General features: G+C 36.7%; 18 protein-coding genes and 1 tRNA gene. 18 read left to right on the top strand and 1 reads right to left on the bottom strand.

All coding sequences use genetic code 11. The annotated features are described in order from the left end of the window. Nucleotides 1-7: 7 nt before the first annotated feature. The 4 genes from preA to ACEPXD_RS12075 all read left to right on the top strand — a co-directional run bounded on the left by preA (nt 8) and on the right by ACEPXD_RS12075 (nt 4,374). Nucleotides 8-1,270: an NAD-dependent dihydropyrimidine dehydrogenase subunit PreA gene (gene preA, locus ACEPXD_RS12090; protein ID WP_391116226.1), complete on the top strand. Its 1,263-nt coding sequence runs from the start codon at nt 8-10 to the stop codon at nt 1,268-1,270. A 57-nt stretch (nt 1,271-1,327) separates the two neighbouring features. After that, on the top strand, nt 1,328-2,785 hold the full coding sequence (locus ACEPXD_RS12085; protein ID WP_391116224.1) for an NCS1 family transporter: 1,458 nt from the start codon (nt 1,328-1,330) through the stop codon (nt 2,783-2,785). Between the two features lie 17 nt (nt 2,786-2,802). Then, nucleotides 2,803-3,009, top strand: coding sequence for a hypothetical protein (locus ACEPXD_RS12080; protein WP_391116222.1), 207 nt, complete (start codon nt 2,803-2,805; stop codon nt 3,007-3,009). Nucleotides 3,010-4,300: 1,291 nt separating this feature from the next. Further along, nucleotides 4,301-4,374 (top strand) — tRNA-Arg (locus ACEPXD_RS12075). Between the two features lie 199 nt (nt 4,375-4,573). On the opposite strand, the gene ACEPXD_RS12070 is transcribed toward ACEPXD_RS12075, so the two are convergent. Beyond that, the gene (locus ACEPXD_RS12070) at nt 4,574-4,846 is read right to left on the bottom strand and encodes a hypothetical protein (protein ID WP_391116220.1); all 273 of its coding nucleotides are present in this window, start codon (nt 4,844-4,846) and stop codon (nt 4,574-4,576) included. Between the two features lie 36 nt (nt 4,847-4,882). Here ACEPXD_RS12070 and ACEPXD_RS12065 point away from each other — a divergent pair, with 36 nt between their 5' ends. The 14 genes from ACEPXD_RS12065 (at nt 4,883) to ACEPXD_RS12000 (ending at nt 20,593) form a co-directional block, all read left to right on the top strand. Further along, on the top strand, nt 4,883-5,104 hold the full coding sequence (locus ACEPXD_RS12065) for a transcriptional regulator (protein ID WP_391116218.1): 222 nt from the start codon (nt 4,883-4,885) through the stop codon (nt 5,102-5,104). Next, nucleotides 5,104-5,478 (top strand): YolD-like family protein, encoded by a 375-nt coding sequence (locus ACEPXD_RS12060; protein WP_391116216.1) that lies wholly within the window; start codon nt 5,104-5,106, stop codon nt 5,476-5,478. The genes ACEPXD_RS12065 and ACEPXD_RS12060 overlap by 1 nt, the downstream gene beginning before the upstream one ends. A 203-nt stretch (nt 5,479-5,681) precedes the next feature. Next, nucleotides 5,682-6,686: a hypothetical protein gene (locus ACEPXD_RS12055; RefSeq protein ID WP_391116215.1), complete on the top strand. Its 1,005-nt coding sequence runs from the start codon at nt 5,682-5,684 to the stop codon at nt 6,684-6,686. A 123-nt stretch (nt 6,687-6,809) separates the two neighbouring features. Then, nucleotides 6,810-8,090 carry a trigger factor gene (gene tig / locus ACEPXD_RS12050; protein WP_391116213.1) on the top strand — a complete coding sequence of 427 codons (1,281 nt, stop codon included), beginning with the start codon at nt 6,810-6,812 and terminating at the stop codon, nt 8,088-8,090. 166 nt (nt 8,091-8,256) lie between these two features. Continuing rightward, nucleotides 8,257-9,525, top strand: a complete 1,269-nt coding sequence (gene clpX / locus ACEPXD_RS12045; protein ID WP_391116211.1) for an ATP-dependent protease ATP-binding subunit ClpX — start codon at nt 8,257-8,259, stop codon at nt 9,523-9,525. A gap of 193 nt (nt 9,526-9,718) precedes the next feature. Further along, nucleotides 9,719-12,034, top strand: coding sequence for an endopeptidase La (lon, locus tag ACEPXD_RS12040; RefSeq protein ID WP_391116209.1), 2,316 nt, complete (start codon nt 9,719-9,721; stop codon nt 12,032-12,034). A 4-nt stretch (nt 12,035-12,038) separates the two neighbouring features. Next, nucleotides 12,039-12,620 carry a ribosome biogenesis GTP-binding protein YihA/YsxC gene (gene yihA, locus ACEPXD_RS12035; protein ID WP_391116207.1) on the top strand — a complete coding sequence of 194 codons (582 nt, stop codon included), beginning with the start codon at nt 12,039-12,041 and terminating at the stop codon, nt 12,618-12,620. 949 nt (nt 12,621-13,569) lie between these two features. Next, on the top strand, nt 13,570-14,934 hold the full coding sequence (hemA, locus tag ACEPXD_RS12030) for a glutamyl-tRNA reductase (protein WP_391116205.1): 1,365 nt from the start codon (nt 13,570-13,572) through the stop codon (nt 14,932-14,934). Nucleotides 14,935-15,099: 165 nt separating this feature from the next. Beyond that, nucleotides 15,100-15,927 (top strand): inner membrane protein YpjD, encoded by an 828-nt coding sequence (locus ACEPXD_RS12025; protein ID WP_391123208.1) that lies wholly within the window; start codon nt 15,100-15,102, stop codon nt 15,925-15,927. A gap of 19 nt (nt 15,928-15,946) precedes the next feature. After that, nucleotides 15,947-16,876, top strand: coding sequence for a hydroxymethylbilane synthase (gene hemC / locus ACEPXD_RS12020; protein WP_391116203.1), 930 nt, complete (start codon nt 15,947-15,949; stop codon nt 16,874-16,876). Further along, nucleotides 16,869-17,630 (top strand): uroporphyrinogen-III synthase, encoded by a 762-nt coding sequence (locus ACEPXD_RS12015; RefSeq protein ID WP_391116200.1) that lies wholly within the window; start codon nt 16,869-16,871, stop codon nt 17,628-17,630. The genes hemC and ACEPXD_RS12015 overlap by 8 nt, the downstream gene beginning before the upstream one ends. After that, on the top strand, nt 17,627-18,610 hold the full coding sequence (hemB, locus tag ACEPXD_RS12010) for a porphobilinogen synthase (protein WP_391116198.1): 984 nt from the start codon (nt 17,627-17,629) through the stop codon (nt 18,608-18,610). The genes ACEPXD_RS12015 and hemB overlap by 4 nt, the downstream gene beginning before the upstream one ends. A 2-nt stretch (nt 18,611-18,612) precedes the next feature. Beyond that, nucleotides 18,613-19,905, top strand: a complete 1,293-nt coding sequence (gene hemL, locus ACEPXD_RS12005; protein WP_391123205.1) for a glutamate-1-semialdehyde 2,1-aminomutase — start codon at nt 18,613-18,615, stop codon at nt 19,903-19,905. A gap of 88 nt (nt 19,906-19,993) precedes the next feature. Next, a complete protein-coding gene (locus ACEPXD_RS12000; RefSeq protein WP_391116196.1) occupies nt 19,994-20,593 on the top strand; it encodes a hypothetical protein in 600 nt (199 codons plus the stop codon). Nucleotides 20,594-20,648 lie beyond the last annotated feature (55 nt).

The raw sequence follows: 20,648 nt of genomic DNA, 5'->3' as shown, positions 1-20,648 counted from the left end.
ATGTAGCATGGCAGACTTACGAATTGACTTGGCCGGGATTAAATCACCGAATCCATTTTGGTTAGCATCGGCACCACCGACAAATTCGGGCTATCAAGTGCAACGTGCATTTGAAGCGGGCTGGGGTGGCGCAGTTTGGAAAACATTAGGAGAACCAATTTTAAATGTTTCATCGCGATTTGCGGCTGTCAGCTTTAACGGACAGAGAGTAGCGGGCTTTAATAATATTGAGCTCATTACGGATCGTCCGTTAGAGGTTAATTTACAGGAAATTCTTGAAACGAAAAAAAGATTTCCTAATCATGCCATTATCGCTTCATTAATGGTAGAGCCACAGCAGGAAAAGTGGCATGAGATTGTCAAAAAAGTAGAAGCTGTGGGGGTTGATGGTCTTGAGCTTAATTTTGGTTGTCCACATGGGATGGCAGAACGAGGAATGGGAGCTGCCTCTGGTCAAGTACCTGAATTGGTTGAAAAGCAAACGTACTGGGTGAAGGAAGTTGCACGTACACCTGTTATCGTCAAGCTAACGCCAAACATTACGGATATTACGATGACGGCAGAAGCGGCAGTGCGTGGTGGGGCAGATGCTGTTAGTATGATTAATACGATTAACAGCTTAGCGGGTGTCGATTTAGATTCATGGAATACGGTGCCGCATGTTGGTGGGAAGGGGGCACATGGCGGATATTGTGGTCCTGCTGTCAAGCCGATTGCACTAAATATGGTTGCAGAATGTGCACGGAATCCTTTCGTCAATGTACCAATTTCAGGAATTGGTGGGATTTCAAATTGGCAGGATGCTGCGGAATTTTTGCTGATGGGTGCAACAGGCGTACAAGTTTGTACAGCAGCGATGCACCACGGATTTAGTATTGTCGAAGATATGATTGATGGACTTAATAACTATTTGGATGAGAAGGGCATTTCCTCAGTGATGGATATAGTCGGGCAGTCGGTTCAACGTTATTCTAACTGGGGTGACTTAGATTTAAACTACAATATTGTTGCTGAAATTAATAATGATGTTTGTATTAATTGCAATAAATGCTATATTGCGTGTGAAGATACGTCGCATCAATGTATTGACCTATACACAGAGAGTGGTCGCCCTATGCTAAAAGTACGTGAACAAGATTGTGTAGGCTGTAATTTATGCGCGATTGTGTGCCCCGTAGACGGTGCGATTTCGATGGTCGAAAGAATGTCAACTATTGCGCCAATGACTTGGAACGAACGTCAATCACTTATCAGCAATTTTACTCGATAAAAAAGAGAACGATTGTTTGTGCGTTAACTGGAAATATAATATAAGGGAGAGACATGTATGGCGAATGGTGGAGATTATTTAAAATCACCAGATTTACTTCCAGTGACACATCAAAAAAGAAGTATCGGGACATTTGGTTTTGCAGTAATTTGGATAGGGATGGCCATCGTTTTAGCCGCCTTTGCAATTGGTGGATCAGCTATTATGACTTTGTCATTGCCTATGGTAATTTTAGCGACTGTGATAGGTTCCGTTTTAATCGGTGTATTTATGACATTAATCGGTGACATTGGTATTGAGCACGGCTTATCCTTCCCGGTTTATATGCGTGCCCCATTTGGTACAATTGGCACGCACATACCATCCCTCGTTCGTGGGGTGACAGCTGCTTGTTGGTTTGGGCTTAACACCTATTTTGGTGCAATGGCTATCAATGGGATTTTGAATTTATTATTTGACTTTAATAATTGGTTTTTATGTTTCCTTGTTTTTGCGGCATTACAGTTAATTAACACCTCGCTAGGCATTAAATCCATTGAGCGCTTTGCGGATTTTGCTGCGCCGGTTATTATATTAATATCGTGCTGGATGTATATTACGCTTGCCGATCACGCAACGGCTCAAGGGAAAAATGTGTGGACTTGGATAGAATCACCGACGACAGGGATGGCAGCTTTTACAGCATTCATGGTTGTGATGATGGCGAACATGGGATTCTGGGCAACGTTAGCAGCTGATATGCCAACACTATCACGTTTCTTTAAAGCGCCAAAAAATGAACGCAATTGGTTCAAGCGCAATAAAACGCAGTTAATTGGTTCTTTAATCGTGATGCCGATTACCAATACATTTATGGTAACTATAGGTGCAGTGGCTTATATGGCAGTGGCATCTGCGGATCCGATAAATGCCTTGCAGCAAAGTGCAAGTGGAATTGTGTTAGGGGTTTTATTGCTAATGATTGTGTTAGCGCAATGGTCAACAAACACGTCCGCAAATGTTATTCCTGCGGCAACGATTTTCTCAAACATTGGCGGACCAAAAGTGCCATTCTGGGCTGGTGTTATAATAGCGGGGGTTATTGGGATTGTAGTACAGCCGTGGAGCTTATTTGGCGTATTAGTCGATGCGTTATTAATCATTGGCGGTATTTTAACAGCAATTGTGGGGATATTATTCGCCGATTATTATTTAATCCGTAAACGTCGTGTGAACGTAAAAGAACTGTACGAGTTAGACGGCCAATATAAATATATGAATGGCTTTAACGTAGCGGGGTTAATCGCTTGGGTGATCGGTGGTGCCTTAGCGAATATGTTCCCAACGTATTCTTCATTGGTGGGCTTTTTCGTGGGGGCAATTGTGTACTATGTCTTGGCGAAATATTGGTGGTTTAAAAAGTACCCGCAAGCCGAACTAAACAATCCTAGTGACGCGGAGTATTTAGGTATAACAGTTGGTCATGATTGGGACGATATCGACGTGCAAGAAATTGAAGAAAAAAAGGCTGAATAAAAAAGTGGGGTGTGTCTATGTCGGATCATTTGTTAAGTTTGGATGAAATGGAACAAGTAGATGACTATTTAGACAAGGGCTTTAAAGTCCATTCTGTACAGGAAAATTTAAGCGGGATGTTTGTCGAGTTTAAACGGCAGGAAGAAGAAATAACTTTGCAGATTTTGACTGCCGAAGCGCGTAAATATTTTGCGGCAAAGCTCCTAGAACAAACCCTGTTGTAAGCAGGTATGTCAATTTAATATGAAGTGGTGAAAACTCTATTCTATTACATACTAGAATAGAGTTTTAATGTTGTCTTTTTATCTTCATTAGCAAATGGTTGGCCAATTTAAAAGTATCGATTTTGTAAGAAATATAGAGGTTAATATGTTAGAACGGTCAGAAAATTTAAGTGTTGGATTCTGATTTTGTGAAGTTGATCAAGTGTAGTGAATAGTACTTGTGAAATCTTAAAAACAAGGAAAGGGCAATATTTTATTTGAGGAGTGAATAGGTTGACGAGGAAATATATGAGAGTTTCACTAAACAATTCGTTTGCAACTGAGTTGTCGTGAATTATCTTATAGTTATATTATTAGTAGACTGATTAGATAGAGGAGTTGGAAAAGAATATTTTCGCGCGATACAAAATATTTTATTTTGTCTTTAGCCTGATGGCGGTAGCTTTTGTTTTGACGGGATGTGGAACATCAACAGAAAGTGGGCAACTAGAGGAGTTTGGGGTTCTTTTTTCACCTTATCTGATTTAGATAGAGCTCAATCGCGTGCTACTATATGAGTTGCATCAATGGCTATCATTTCATCTGAGACGAAACCTTCCGATATCGCCTGAATAAGTGGGCTTTCTTGTCGTATAATAGGCATAGAGCATTTCACATGTCTGTTAATGTGTGTGTAATGACTATCATTATATAGGATTTTGGGAGGTACTCTATTTTTTCTCACTTTATACTTAAAGCCGGCGGGGCTCAGAATTATGAAATTGATTCAATTAGTAAAGCTATTCTAAGCCAAGCAAATGAATTCGAAGATGAGTATTATAAGTTGCAAAATACATAAAGATGCATAATGTTGTCAGTGCATATAGTTTAAGAGAAAAATGGATTCCAACTCGAAAAAGTAAGTTTTTATAACAATTCACTTCATTAAAAGCATTTACACGTATTATGCTCATTGAATAGAAAAAACGTTAGTGTATAAGGGTTTAAAGGCTCTAGAAAACGTCCTCCTGGGGAAGTAATTTAGTAAAGTATGAAGCAATAAAAATATAAAGGGGATTATTTGAATTTAATGATTCATGAATAACTCTCTTTATCATATAGTATATGTATGATGAAAACTTTCTTACTTGCAACATTTAGGTTAGCATCTATTGGTTGAGTGAAACAGTCGACATAAAAAAAGTTAAATAAAGCTTGCAAAATGTTAAATTTCCATTATAATAATAAAGTAGCTAAATTTGGTCACGTTGAAAATATTGTTCCAATAATGCTATGATTTCTTTGATCTTAAGTCTCAGTAGCTCAGCTGGATAGAGCAACGCCCTTCTAAGGCGTCGGTCGGGAGTTCGAATCTCTCCTGGGACGTTTCAAGGCTCTGATAGGTTCATTTAGAGTCGACATTAAAACGCTTCAATTCCTGGTTATATTAGGAATTGAAGCGTTTTTTTGTTTTATGAGAATTCCTTTAATGTAGATAGAGTTTTAAGTTTAAACATACATAGTACACACCTCATTATTTGAACCTCATTTCTTCTTTAAATTTTCCGCTCTTGCTATTTTTTATTTAGATAAGTCCTAAGTCAAACCTAAATTGTTCTATTTGCAACGCCGTATTTACGAGCTGTCCTTTAAAATAGGAGGAAGTGTGTGATTCACTAAAACCTGATTTGTTTACAATTCCATCTGCTATAGATCGTTTAAATAAGCAAGTCAATCCATTTCGTGACTTTCGACTTGAAATAGACGACCAAAAGTTTTCAAATGCCCTTAACCAGCTAAAGAGTGAATAATTTTTGCGCAGAAGTATTTTCCATTGATATAAAACATATGTTTGCATATAATAAGAACAAATGTTCTTTATGGAGGGGTTAGTGTGAAAGAAAAGCTTTTGAAAGCCATGCGTTATGGACAATTAATGGATGTGATGTATTTATCGAGAAGTGGCGAAGTGACGAAACGGCGGATAAAAGTTTTGAAGTTGCAAGGTGAATCATTTCAAGCGTATTGTTTCACGAGACATGCAAAACGTACTTTCCTTATTGAAAATATTCTCGCTTGCATTCCTGTCATGAACAGAAAGAAGGATATAATCTAATGACTTATTTAAATGATCATTTCGATGAAAAACTCGACTTATCTAAAGTCCGAGACAGGGGTTCAAAGAAGTGGGTGGCCATGATGTTGCCAGAGCATGTGAACCTCATTCGACAATATAACGAAGCATCCAAGAAAGAACCACGCCCCCAACTGGATGAATGGGATTTAGAAGTAATACAAGAATTAATTGGAATTGCTATGAAAAGAAATGTAGACGTGGAAATGAAAACATGGAAAGACGGAGAATTTTTTTATCGGATTGGTAGGATAACTTGGGTGGACTTAAATAAAAGAATAATTGAAATGGAAGATACTTTTCAATCGTTTACATTAACTTTGGGTGAAATAGTAGATGTTACTATTTTTGAGTAGAACAAAATCTAGCGAATTCCGCTTTAAAAGATGCTTCAAAGAGATTTGGAAAACTAATTATAAATCCAACATTTAAGTTTTAACCCTCCTTTTCTCAAAGATAGGAGGGTATTTACATTTTTTTTTTAGAAGCATAGGAAAAAAGAACAAAATGATATAGTATATACATATGTATATATCTATGGTAAAGGTAGGCGAGTAAAATGAAGGAAAAAAATTATGGTCTAAAAAACAATGAAAATGTTATTTTCTTTCCAGGCATGGTTAATAAACTAATAAATGATGGTATAGCCTTTGCAGAAGAAAATAATTATGTGAAAGCAGCGGGATGCTTTGATGAAGCAAAAAGGTATGTGGAACTGGATGATACGATTTTGAGTGTTTACATACTTACTTTGTTAGAAACAAAACGTCAACAAGAAGCCAAAGAAATTTGTGAGAATTTAATGAAGAAAAAATCTCCTATGTTCGAACAAATTGTTGAATTATATTTGACTATTTTACTTGATTTGAAAGACTATAGTGAAGTAGATGTCGTGTTAAATAAACTGCTTGTGGATAAAAGTTTTTCGAAGGAGCGAAAGAAAAACTTTATTCAGTTAAAAGAATTAAGCGGAAAACTTGCAATGGAACAAGTAAATAAACTACATATGGATAATTCTGTTTCTCCAAATATTGATTTAGAAAAGTTCAGAATAGATGTATTTACTAAGCTACATTTAGAAGAGCAGGAACAGTTATTGCAAAATTCCTTTTTTCAAGATGTTACAAAAGCTATACCAGACATCATTAAAATTGCAGAAAGTAAAAAAGTCTATCCTGCAGTTCAGTCACTTGCTTTATTAGTGCTAGGAGCAATTGGTGAAACAACCGAAGTAATGATTGAAAAGTTTGGTTTTAAGGAAAAAATTAACCCTGTTACGCCCCCGGCTCCAAATGCAGTGGATCGAATAGAAAATATAAATTTATATGTTCATAAATTTTTAGAAAAAACTCCTTCTAAAATTGAAATGACTGTTGGACTAGTTCATAGTCATGCGTATGCATTATTCCCATTTGATTGGGTAGGCTATAGTGATGAAACGGTGGCAGAAGGGTATATAAATTTTGTAGATACATTATTAGGGCTGGAGAATGGGCAACCAAATGAATTGTATGAACTCATCAAATTAGTGGACGACTCTACCGCAATAATAGATAATGATTAATGTTGAAAGTCTATTCAACTATGCTATAATATACAAGTTGTCAATATAATTAGTGAAAACCTGTCCTGTTACTTATTATTACAGGCTGCTAAATTATGTAATTTATTTTTGGAGGTAGAATATATGTCAGTAAAATGGGAAAAACAAGAAGGTAATAATGGTCTGTTAACAGTGGAAGTTTCTACAGAGGTAGTAACTAAAGGTATAGACCAAGCATTCAAAAAAGTAGTAAAACAAATCAATGTACCAGGTTTCCGTAAAGGGAAAATGCCACGTCCAATGTTTGAAAAAATGTATGGCGTAGAATCTTTATTCCAAGATGCTTTAGACTTCATTCTTCCAGAAGCTTATGGAAATGCTGTTGACGAAGTTGGAATTGATCCAATCGATCGTCCTGAAATCGATATAGTAACAATGGAAAAAGGACAACCGCTAGTATTTACTGCGAAAGTTGTTGTAAAACCAGAAGTTACTCTTGGAGATTACAAAGGTTTAGAAGTAACTAAATTAGAAACAGAAGTAACAGATGCAGAAATTGAAGAGCAACTTCAAAGCCAACAAGTTCGTTTAGCTGAACTAGCAGTAAAAGAAGATGCAATCATTGAAGGAGATACTGCTGTAATCGACTTTGAAGGATTTGTTGGAGATGAAGCATTTGAAGGTGGAACTGGGACAGATTACTCATTAGAAATCGGTTCTAACACTTTCATCCCAGGATTTGAAGAACAACTAATTGGTTCAAAAACTGGCGAAGAGAAAGACGTAACTGTAACATTCCCAGAAGAATATCACGCTGCCGAATTAGCTGGTAAAGAAGCAGTATTCAAAGTTACAGTAAAAGAAGTAAAAGGAAAAGAACTTCCTGAGTTAAATGATGAATTTGCGAAAGAAGTGGATGCAGAAGTTGAGGGAATCGACGGATTGCGTGCTAAACTTAAAGAAGTAACTGCTGAAGAGAAAAAACAATTGGCTGAACAAACGCTTCGTGATGATCTAGTAGAAGCAGCTGCTGAAAATGCAACAGTCGATATTCCAGAAGTAATGATCGAGACTGAAACGGACCGTATTCTACAAGAGTTTGGTCAACGTTTGGAACAACAAGGAATGAACTTAGATCTTTACTATCAATTCTCTGGTCAAAGTGAAGATGCACTGCGTGAACAAATGGCAGAAGATGCTAAAAAACGCGTGAAAGTTTCATTAACTCTTGAAGCAATTGGTGAAAAAGAAGAAATTCAAGCAACAGAAGAAGATATAAATGCAGAACTTGAAAAAATGAGTGCACAATTTAATATGCCTGCTGAAGATATTAAAAAAGCACTTGGCGGTACTGCTGTACTTGAAAACGATCTACGTTTCCAAAAAACAGTTGATTTCTTAGTAGAAAACGCAAAAATTTCATAATTTAAGTAAAAAGCGTTATAATAAATAGAACAAGGTACAGTAAAATTGTCTGTGCCTTGTTTTAACTATACATAGATTTTCCGACATTAACAGACATACTTAAACTTATTATTTGATTCCTTCTAAAGAATCTTGTAAGATAATTGCTTGAATAGGGGTGAATATTTTGTTCAAATTTAATGATGAAAAAGGGAACTTAAAATGTTCTTTCTGTGGTAAACCACAAGAACAAGTTCGTAAGCTAGTTGCAGGACCAGGCGTATATATTTGTGATGAATGTATCGATTTGTGTTCTGAAATTGTAGAAGAAGAACTTGGTGTAGAGGAAGAAATAGAATTTAAAGAAGTTCCAAAACCAAAAGAAATATTATCCATACTAGATGAATATGTAATCGGACAAGAGCGAGCAAAAAAATCACTTGCAGTAGCTGTTTATAACCATTACAAACGAATTAATTCAAATAGCGTAATTGATGAAGTAGAATTATCTAAATCGAACATTGTGTTAATAGGTCCAACTGGTAGTGGTAAAACATTACTTGCCCAAACGCTTGCGCGTATTCTGAATGTTCCATTTGCAATTGCAGATGCTACATCATTAACTGAAGCGGGTTACGTGGGAGAAGATGTAGAAAATATTCTTTTAAAGCTGATTCAGTCAGCGGACTATGATATTGAACGAGCAGAAAAAGGGATTATTTATATCGATGAAATAGATAAAGTAGCACGTAAGTCTGAAAATCCTTCGATTACACGAGATGTTTCAGGTGAAGGTGTTCAACAAGCACTTCTTAAAATTTTAGAAGGTACAGTGGCTAGCGTTCCACCTCAAGGAGGTCGTAAGCACCCACATCAAGAATTCATTCAAATCGATACAACGAATATTTTATTCATCGTTGGAGGAGCATTTGATGGAATAGACCAAATTATTAAACGTCGTTTAGGTGAAAAAGTAATTGGATTTGGAGCAAATCCCAATAAAGTAGAAGTAGAAGCAAGTTCCGTACTTGGTCAACTTATACCAGAAGATTTGTTGAAATTCGGTTTAATACCAGAATTTATTGGGCGTTTACCAGTATTAGCAAGCTTAGAACAATTAGACGTTCCAGCGCTTGTGCAAATTTTAACGGAACCTAAGAATGCACTTGCAAAACAATATCAAAAAATGATTGAGCTCGATAATGTGAAACTAACATTTGAAGAGGAAGCATTAGTAGAGATAGCGAAACAAGCAATTGAGCGTAAAACAGGTGCTCGTGGACTTCGTTCGATTATTGAAAATATTATGCTTGATGTTATGTTTGAGTTGCCATCAAGAGACGACATTGCTGAGTGTGTTGTTACAAAAGAAACAATCACGGAACAAGCAACTCCAAAGCTTTTGTTAGCAGATGGAACTGAAGTAGGAAAAGATAACGAAAAAACATCGGCTTAAATAAGCCATTGAAATAAGCTGGCTTCCAATTATGCGCTTGCTAAGTGCAATCAAGGATGTCAGCTTTTTCTCCTTATTTATATTCATAGAAAAGCGAGAGAAGTCGCTTAGACTAGACAGTACTAGATAGGATAGGTTTACTGTTTAATTAGTGAATAAATCGGACAGAATTAGACGGAGGTGACTTTCCAAAATGACAGAAAAAAATAAGACGTATTATCCTGTATTACCACTACGAGGCCTGCTGGTCTATCCGACAATGGTTCTTCATATTGACGTCGGCAGAGAACGCTCTGTTGCAGCTTTAAATGAAGCAATGTCACGAGAAGAAAAAGTGTTTCTTGTTGCCCAAAGAGATATGAATATAGTACAACCAACTGTGGAAGATTTATACGATGTTGGAATTTTAGCATATGTCAAACAAATGGTGAAGTTACCAAATGGAACATTTCGAGTACTAGTGGAAGGTTTGCAAAGAGCCATTTGGGATGAATTCAAAAAAAGAGAAATGTACGATGAAGTTTCGGTCTCTGCCTATATTGAGCCAGTGAAAGTAGACCAAGAAGACGAAGCGCTAATGCGAACTTTAATACATAATTTTGAAAAGTATTCAAAGGCATCGAAGAGCGTATCAGAAGAGACTTATAAGTCGGTTGTAGATATTGCAGAACCTGGAAGACTTGCGGATATGGTTGCTTCGCATTTACCATTAAAAGTGTCAGGTAAACAAGAAATTTTAGAAATTATGGATATAAAAGAGCGTTTAGAAACATTAATAGGCCGTTTGTACAATGAACAAGAGATTCAAAATTTAGAAAAAAAAATTAGCAATCGTGTTAAAAATGCAATGGAAAGAACACAAAAAGAATTTTATCTTCGAGAACAAATGAAAGCTATTCAAACAGAGCTTGGTGATAAAGAAGGTAAAACCGGTGAAGTTGCAGATTTGAAAAAAAGAATTGAGCATGCAGGTTTACCTGAAACGACGAAAAATAATGTGTTAAAAGAATTGGATCGTTATGAAAAACTTCCAACTCAAGCGCCAGAAAGTGGCGTCATTCGAAACTATATTGAGTGGATTGTTTCAATTCCATGGTCCAAATCAACAGAAGACACGCTTGATATTAAAAAATCAGAACAAATATTAAATCGTGATCATGAAGGTTTGGAGTCAGTGAAAGAAAGAGTTTTGGAATATTTAGCTGTTCGTCAATTGACTAAATCGCTTCGTGGTCCAATTCTGTGTCTAGCAGGACCCCCCGGAGTAGGTAAAACCTCTTTAGCAAAATCGATTGCAGAATCATTGGGCCGTAATTTTGTTCGGATTTCGCTAGGAGGAGTTCGCGATGAATCAGAAATTCGTGGGCATCGCAGAACATATGTGGGGGCAATGCCGGGACGTATTATCCAAGGAATGAAAAAAGCAGGAACGATAAATCCGTTATTTTTACTAGATGAAATTGATAAAATGTCAAATGATTTTAGAGGAGATCCTTCTGCAGCTATGTTAGAGGTGTTAGATCCAGAGCAAAATAATACATTTAGCGATCATTATATCGAAGAAACATATGATCTATCAAATGTTTTATTTATCGCAACAGCGAATGATTTAAGTACAATTCCAGGTCCACTACGTGATCGAATGGAAATAATCTCTATCGCAGGTTACACGGAGATAGAAAAGCTTTCCATTGCAAAAAATCATTTATTACCAAAGCAAGTGAAAGAACATGGTTTAACTAAAACACAACTTCAAGTGAAGGATGAAGCGATTGTAGACGTAATACGCTATTACACACGTGAGGCAGGAGTAAGAAGTTTAGAACGAGTTCTTGCAAATATGTGTAGAAAAGCTGCACTTCAGATCGTTTCTGGTACGAAAAAACGTGTAACCATCACATCGAAAAACATAGAAGAAACAATTGGGAAGAAAAAGTTCCGTTATGGACAAGCAGAAGTGGAAAATCAAATTGGGGTGGCTACTGGGCTTGCGTATACAACAGTGGGAGGGGACACGCTTCAAATTGAAGTTTCTTTATCTCCTGGTAATGGCAAGCTTCAGTTAACTGGTAAACTTGGAGATGTGATGAAAGAATCAGCACAAACGGCTTTATCATTTGTCCGTTCGAAAGCTGAAAAGATCGGAATTGACCCTAATTTCCACGAAAAATTTGATATTCATATACATGTTCCAGAAGGAGCAGTTCCAAAAGATGGACCTTCTGCTGGAATTACGATTGTCACAGCATTAGTTTCCGCTTTAACTAAACGTCCAATTCGAAGAGAAGTGGGAATGACAGGAGAAGTTACACTAAGAGGTCGAGTATTACCAATCGGTGGTTTGAAAGAAAAAACATTAAGTGCACATCGCGCAGGTCTCACTACAATTATTTGTCCGAAAGACAATGAGCGCGATATTGAAGATATACCAGAAAGTGTTAGAGAGGTCTTAACTTTTAAGCTTGTTTCCAATGCTGAAGAGGTACTTCAAATAGCATTAGAGGAGTGAAAGCATGAAAGTAAATAATGTAGAACTATTAATAAGTGCTGTAAGGCCAGCTCAATATCCAGAGGGAGATTTACCGGAATTTGCCCTAGCAGGAAGATCGAATGTTGGAAAGTCATCTTTCATTAATAAAATGATTGGTCGAAAAAGCATGGCCCGTATTTCGTCAAAGCCTGGGAAAACACAAACATTAAATTTTTATAAACTAGAAGAAGATTTGCTCTTTGTAGATGTACCTGGTTATGGATATGCGAAAGTTTCTAAAACCGAACGCGCTGCATGGGGGAAAATGATTGAAACGTATTTCACATCTCGGGCTATTTTAAAGGCAGTTTTATTGATTGTCGATTTAAGACATCCACCTAGTGCAGATGATTGCATGATGTATGACTTTTTGAAGCATTATAATATCCCGTGTATTGTTATTTCTACCAAAGCAGATAAAATCCCAAAAGGTAAATGGGATAAACACAAGAAAATGGTGAAAGATGAACTGCAAATGGATAAGAATGATCCTTTAATTGTTTTCTCATCTGAAACAGGACTTGGATTTGACGCAGCATGGGCAGAAATTGAGCGTAGAATGTAATTTTAGATTGCTGAAAATGGTTATCATAAATAAAAAAAGATTATAACTGATCATTTAGGGAATAATAGCCTATAAATGATCAGTTTTTTTTGAAATATAAAAAAGTAATATGAAATTTGTATACAAGGAATACAGTATTCAAAACGACTAGAAGTGCTTTCTAATAGTGAGTCTTTAATACACTTCTGTTGATTAGCTAATTATTCCCGATAACATATGTGAATTAACTGAGTTAACTAACAAATTATATTATAGAAATAGTGCGCAGTATGCCTCCGCGCTTGCCGCACCTTGCATGAGCCAACTCGTGCTGCGCCCGAGTGGGTCTCATCCTTCGGCTCATGCGGCCCGACGCGCTCCGGCAATAAGTATCCTCATTTTCTAAAAAAATCCAATAAATGGATGAATGAAACATAACAGGTTTTGAACGCGACATACTACCCATTGAAAGTGATAAAACCTATTCCGAGCGCGACAAACATCTCTTAGTAAAGCCATTACTTGGCATGAGATGCGCCTATTAATGGTGCACTATTACAACGTTGAACATCTGCCATAATATGGTAGGGTAATCGCGCTGATTAGCTAGCAAACTTCATTGGATTGGAGCGGCAGGTGGCGACTCCAGCGGTATCAGGGAGACAGATGAGCCATTACAAACGACGCAAATGCGGCGGTAATGGCTCATCGCTCACCCCGCGGAAAGCGTCCGCCCTGCAGCGGAAATCCAAGCGGCATCTGATTAGTACGCACTATTTAGAATAATGCGCCTTTTGTAAATGTAGACAGATCCCTTGAAATGATACAGCAAGTTTGATAAAATTATTTTGTAATCATTCTAATCTAGGGACGTTAATTTCATAGCTTGTTCACAATTGTTTCAAATCATGTGAAAACGCTATGGTATAATTGGATTAATGAAATGAACGTGAAAGGGTGACATGATCCCATGCATACAATCGTGGTAGGTGTCAATTACCGCACTGCTCCCGTGGAAATTCGAGAAAAGCTTTCTTTTGTTGAAACAGAGCTTCCGAATGCCATGCAAGCATTGCAGGATCAAAAAAGCATATTAGAAAATGTCATTGTCTCTACTTGTAATCGCACGGAAATTTATGCGACCGTAGACCAATTGCATACAGGAAAATACTATGTGAAGCAATTTTTAGCTAACTGGTTTGATGTCCCTTTAGAAGACATATCTCGTTATTTATTTATTCATGAGGATGATCAAGCAAATAATCACTTATTCCAAGTTATAGCTGGTATTGATTCGATGGTTCTTGGCGAAACACAAATATTAGGACAAGTGAAGAAAAGCTTTTTAGATGGACAAGAATACGGGACGACCGGAACTATTTTCAATCAGTTATTTAAACAAGCTGTAACATTTGCTAAACGTGCTCATGCAGAAACTTCTATTGGCGAAAATGCAGTATCTGTATCTTATGCAGCAGTAGAACTTGGAAAGAAAATCTTTGGTTCATTGAACAATAAACATATTGTTATTATCGGTGCTGGAAAAATGGGAGAGCTTGCTATTCAAAATCTTCATGGTAGTGGAGCGGGCAAAGTAACGGTTATTAACCGGACATTTGAGAAAGCGGAAGTATTAGCATCTAAATTTGATGGTACTGCAAAACCGATGGACGAGCTCCAATGTGCGTTGTTAGAGGCGGATATATTAATAAGTTCAACAGGTGCAACAGAGTACGTTATTGACTATGAATTAATGCAGTTTGTTGAACGTCTTCGTAAAGGCAAATCTTTATTTATGATAGATATAGCAGTACCTAGAGATTTAGATCCTCGTATCGGGGATTTAGCGAATGTATTTCTATACGATATTGATGATTTACAAGGGATTGTAGACGCGAATTTAGCAGAACGGGAACGAGCAGCTGCTGAAATTAAGACATTGATACAAACCGAGATAAAGCAATTTAATGATTGGGTAACAACATTAGGAGTTGTGCCAATAATTTCTGCGCTTAGACAAAAAGCAAATCGTATTCAAGAAGAGACAATGGCTTCTATTGATAATAAAATGCCAAACTTAACCGATCGAGAACGTAAAGTTTTAAATAAACATACAAAATCTATTATTAATCAACTGTTAAAAGAACCAATTCTACAAGTAAAAGAATTATCGACGGCCAAAGAGTCAGTGCAACAACTTCAATTGTTTCAACAAATTTTTGGGATAGAAGAAGATGTACAAAAAGAGATTTTGATACAAGCCGAAAGAGAAAAAGTTAATTTAAAACAAACTTTATTGGCATCCCAAAAATTGAAAGAAGAATTATCCTATTAGTGAAGTAAAAAGGAGGCGTTTTTGTATCTGTATGTGTCATAATGGATATAGAAAACGTCTTTTTACATATTAAAAAGTATTATCTTACTATTTACTGCTCAGTGCTTTTCCCTGAAGTGGGAAGATATGGGAGCTTCGGATTTTAATAATATAAAGGAGCTTATTATGACTGATCTTGCGATGACAAGGCTACACGAGATAATGGTCATTCTACAATCCGTTAGCCTTGTTTTTTATTTTGTTGATTATCTAAATAAAGAACGTAGTGCACATCGTATAGCAGTTTGGTTGCTTTCCACTGTGTCGGTGTTGCAAACGATTTTTTTAGTTATGTATATTATAGAAACAAAAAGATTTCCAATTTTATCGCTATTTGAAGGAATTTATTTTTATGCATGGCTAATTATTACACTTTCCATTATATTGCAATTATTTTTCCGACTTGATTTGCCAGCGTTCTTTTTAAATATTATTGGATTTATTTTTATGACCATACATACATTTGCGCCAAATCAATTAGAACAAACAGCAGTTGGAGATGGCCTACGATCTGAATTATTAGTTATTCATATTATATTTGCGATGTTAGCGTATGCAGCATTTTCTCTTTCGTTTGTTTTTTCATCGTTATATTTAATTTTGTATCGAGTGCTCAAAAAGAAAAAATGGTCTAAACAATTTTCTCGATTACCTTCCTTGACACAAGCAGAAACTGGAATGACCTTAGCAATATTAGTGGGGATTCCACTATTGTTTGTAAGTTTGGTCCTTGGGTTACAATGGGCATATGTATCATTAAGTGTTTTTTCTATTTTTGATTTTAAAATCGTTAGTTCCTTAGTATTATTAATTATTTATATTGTAGTTCTTCTTTTAAGAAAACAAGCAAGATTTAAAGGAACGAATTATGCATGGATTCACATATATGCATTTTTATTTGTATTGATTAATTTTTTATTGATTAGTCCATTATCCCAATTTCATCTTTGGTAATAAGAAAGGTAGAGAAATAATGCGTAAAATTATTGTTGGTTCTAGAAGAAGTAAATTAGCTTTAACACAAACAAATTGGTTTATTCAGCAAATGAAAGATATTGGTGCACCTTTTGAATTCGAAGTAAAAGAAATCATAACAAAAGGCGATCAAATTTTAGATGTGACCTTATCGAAAGTTGGAGGCAAAGGTCTTTTTGTAAAAGAAATTGAACAAGCACTTTATGACAATGAAATTGATTTTGCTGTACATAGTATGAAAGATATGCCTTCCGTATTACCTCTAGGCCTTGTAATGGGTTGTACACCTAAACGTGTGGATGAACGTGATGCTTTTATCTCAAAAGGACATGTAAAATTTGCTGATCTCCCAAAAGGTGCGATTATTGGGACAAGTAGCTTGAGACGAAGTGCACAGCTCTTATTATTACGTCCAGATATCGAGATTAAATGGATAAGAGGAAATGTAGATACGAGACTCCAAAAGCTTCAAGACGGTGAGTATGATGCCATTATTCTAGCAGCAGCAGGTCTAAAACGCCTTGGTTGGAGTGATGAAGTAGTGACGGAGTATCTATCCATTGAAGATTGTGTTCCAGCAGTAGGACAAGGTGCGCTTGCAATTGAATGTCGTGAAGAAGATGCAGAATTACTTGCGGAGCTTAGAAAACTATCAGATGAAGATACGTGGAATGCTATTCATGCAGAGCGTGCATTTTTAGCTGCGATGGACGGCGGATGCCAGGTACCGATTGCAGGACATGCAGTGATTAATGGCGATGAAATTACCATGACTGGTTTGGTTGCAGCACCTGACGCATCTGTTGTGTTTAAAGAAGTAGTGACGAGTAAAGACGCAGAAACGGCTGGTAAAGAAGTGGCGCGTTTAGTAACAGAGCAAGGAGCATATGACCTAATTCAAAAAGTGAAGGCAGATTTAAATGTTTAACAAGCCTTTATTAGGTGAGAACGTTATATTTACAGGAATTTTAAGATCTTCGGAAGCCGTGGATCTTACCCTTCATTTTGGAGGAAATCCTATCGTTGCGCCGCTCATTGAAACACAAGAAATTGTTTCTAAAACGGATGAGGAGCAATTGTTTGAATGCAAAGCTTATGACTGGTTAATCTTCACAAGCCAAAGCAGTGTAGATGCTTTTCATTCGAAAATGATAAAGTATGGTCTAGAACCTTTCATGTTTCAAGCGAAAATTGCAGTGGTTGGTTCGAAAACGGCAAATGCTGTCCAGAAAATAGGGTTAAACGTAACTTTTACGCCATCTATTTTTAGTGCAGATGTATTTGTGCAAGAATTTCCTGCCATTTCTTCTTCGAATGAAACATGTATGTTTTTTAAAGGAAGTTTAGCCAAAGATACGATTACAAAAGGTTTAGTCAATCATGTAGATGAATGGATCATTTATGAAACAGTAGAAGTGGAAGAGAATATAGGACAAGTGATTGAATTAATAGAAAGCGAAGAAAATTGCTCCATTATCTTTACAAGTCCATCTACAGTAAATGTTTTTCATCAACAAATTGGGGATAGAACTGGGTACGAAGCATTCACAATTTGTGCAATCGGTCATATTACAAAAGAATACTTAGAATCATTAGGTGTTGCAGTACATGTAATGCCTAAAACTTATATATTAACAGAAATAATCCATGCATTAGCGGAGTGGAAAGGAAGAGGATTATGACAGAATTATTATTTCAACGTCATCGTCGATTAAGAAAAACAGCGGGTATACGAGCAATGGTAAAAGAAACATATTTACATAAAGAAGATCTAATCTACCCAATCTTTGTTGCAGAAGGAAAAAATATTAAAAATGAAGTGGCTTCCATGCCAGGTGTTTTTCAATTTTCTTTAGATCGTTTAGGGGAAGAAGTAGATGAAGTAGTTGGCTTAGGTATTCCATCTGTTATTCTATTTGGTCTTCCGTTAGAAAAGGATGCAGTTGGAACGCAAGCTTTCCATGACCATGGAATCGTTCAAGAAGCAACAAGGTTCATAAAAAAACGCCATCCTGGGTTAGTTGTCATCGCGGATACTTGTTTATGTGAATACACAGATCATGGACATTGTGGAGTAGTAGATGCCAGTGAACAAATATTAAATGATCCATCCCTTGATTTATTAGTGAAAACAGCTGTTAGTCAAGCACAAGCAGGAGCAGATATTATTGCACCTTCCAATATGATGGATGGATTTGTGGCTGCAATTCGTCATGGTTTAGATGAAGCAGGTTTCGCAGATGTGCCGATTATGTCGTATGCTGTGAAATATGCTTCGGCTTATTACGGTCCATTCCGTGATGCTGCAGACGGAGCACCTAAATTTGGGGATCGTAAAACATATCAAATGGATTACGCTAACCGAGTGGAAGCAATTCGTGAAGCTTCATCCGATGTGGAGGAAGGAGCAGATTTCTTAATCGTGAAACCAGCCCTAGCATACTTAGATATCATTCGTGATGTGAAAAATAACTTTGATACACCAATAGTAGCTTATAATGTAAGTGGTGAATATGCAATGGTCAAAGCTGCTGCAGCAAACGGATGGATTAATGAAAAAGAAATCGTTCTAGAATCTTTAACAGGGATGAAACGAGCGGGAGCAGATATCATTTTGACGTATCATGCAAAAGATGTTGCACGATGGTTGGAGGAGAAATAATGATTAAATCATACGAATTATCAAAGCAAGCGTTTACAGAAGCGAAAGAATTAATGCCAGGCGGGGTAAACAGTCCTGTTCGTGCATTTAAATCTGTGGATATGGATCCGATTTTCATGGAAAGTGGAAAAGGAGCTATTCTTACAGATATCGATGGCAATGAGTATATCGATTATGTTCTATCTTGGGGACCTCTTATTTTAGGTCATACAGAGCCGAATGTCGTGAAAGCAATTCAACAAGTCGCAGAAACGGGTACAAGTTTTGGTGCTTCTACATTGATTGAGAACAAACTTGCAAAACTCGTGATGGAACGTGTTCCATCTATTGAAATGGTGCGTATGGTTTCTTCTGGAACGGAAGCAACAATGAGTGCACTTCGCTTAGCGCGTGGTTATACAGGGAAAAATAAAATATTGAAATTTGAAGGTAGTTATCATGGCCATGGAGATAGCTTGCTGATTAAAGCTGGTTCTGGTGTTGCTACATTAGGTTTACCAGACAGTCCTGGAGTTCCAGAATCCATCGCAAAAAATACGATTGCGGTGCCTTATAATGATTTAGAAAGTGTACGTCACGTATTCGAAAACTTTGGAGATGATTTAGCAGTTGTCATTGTTGAACCAGTTGCAGGGAATATGGGTGTCGTTCCACCGGTAGAAGGATTTTTAGAAGGTCTTCGTGAATTAACGGAACAGTATGGAACTGTTTTAATTTTTGATGAAGTTATGACAGGATTCCGTGTTGGTTACAATTGTGCGCAAGGTTACTTTGGCATTTCACCAGACTTAACATGTCTAGGGAAAGTAATTGGCGGTGGTCTTCCGGTAGGCGCTTTCGGTGGTAAACGTGAAATCATGGAAATGATTGCTCCAAGTGGTCCTGTCTATCAAGCTGGAACGCTTTCTGGAAATCCACTTGCAATGACAGCGGGATATGAAACATTAACTCGTTTACACGAAGATTCATATGAGCATTTCATTAAACTTGGGGATTTACTCGAAAAAGGATTCCGTGAAGCAGCTACGAAGTATAATATTCCGCACACGGTAAATCGAGCTGGATCTATGATTGGATTCTTCCTTACGAATGTTGATGTTATTAATTTTGAAACTGCCAAAACATCTGATTTGGAGTTATTCGCCAAATATTTCCGTTTAATGGCCGAAGAAGGTATATACTTACCACCTTCCCAATTTGAAGGGCTGTTCTTATCAAGTGCTCATACCGAAGCGCATATTGAAAAAACGGTACAAGCTTTTCATATTGTATTTGAAAAACTTTCAAGAAAATAAAGAAGATAAAGCCTCGCAATTATTTGCGAGGCTTTTCATATTTTAAGAAGTTTAATCATAAGTTGTCCTATATGAAGGAGGATGACTAATGGAAGTGAAAGTATGGGACGAAAAAGAGCAGTTTCTTTTTCCAAAAAGTTTTGGAATACCAAAAGAAGTGAAAAAGGTGGAAGTTACACCACAATTCGAACATAAGGTAACAGAAGAATCGATTGAAATAGTAGGGATCTATCATATTACATGTCACGTTGAATTCGAAGAGGGAGAACATGCACATCATGCAACGAGTGAGTTTACACAAATTGAAGATTTAGATGTGCAGGGAGAAGTAGGTTATTTTGAATATGCTGTTCCAATGAGTGTGGAAATAGCAAAAGATAAAGTGCAACCCGGCTGTTCTCCAACCTTGAACGTTAAACATGTCAATTCCAATACAACAGAACATGCATCCATTGAAATTGCTTGGTTAGTTCGTTGTGAATACGAAGCACCAAAAGAAAATAAATCGGATTCAGTTCAAAAACCAGAACAAAATGTACATCCAAAAGTTTCAAAAGAGGTAGAACAAGTTGAAAGTTCCATCTTAGTAGAATCAGAGCTTCAATTTATTTTAAATTTAGATGATGGCATGTCAAAGCTTACATTTCCATCAAATTATATCCCTGTAAAACAAAAAGCAGAGCAATAACAAAAAGGCAAGTATAAGAAAATCCCAACTTGTCGGTATGATTAATACACGTATT

The organism is Psychrobacillus sp. L3, from assembly GCF_042945595.1.
In the GTDB taxonomy this organism is placed as follows: Bacteria; Bacillota; Bacilli; order Bacillales_A; family Planococcaceae; genus Psychrobacillus.
Note: the sequence above shows the minus strand (reverse complement) of the source record. Positions and strands in the feature narration are given on the sequence as shown.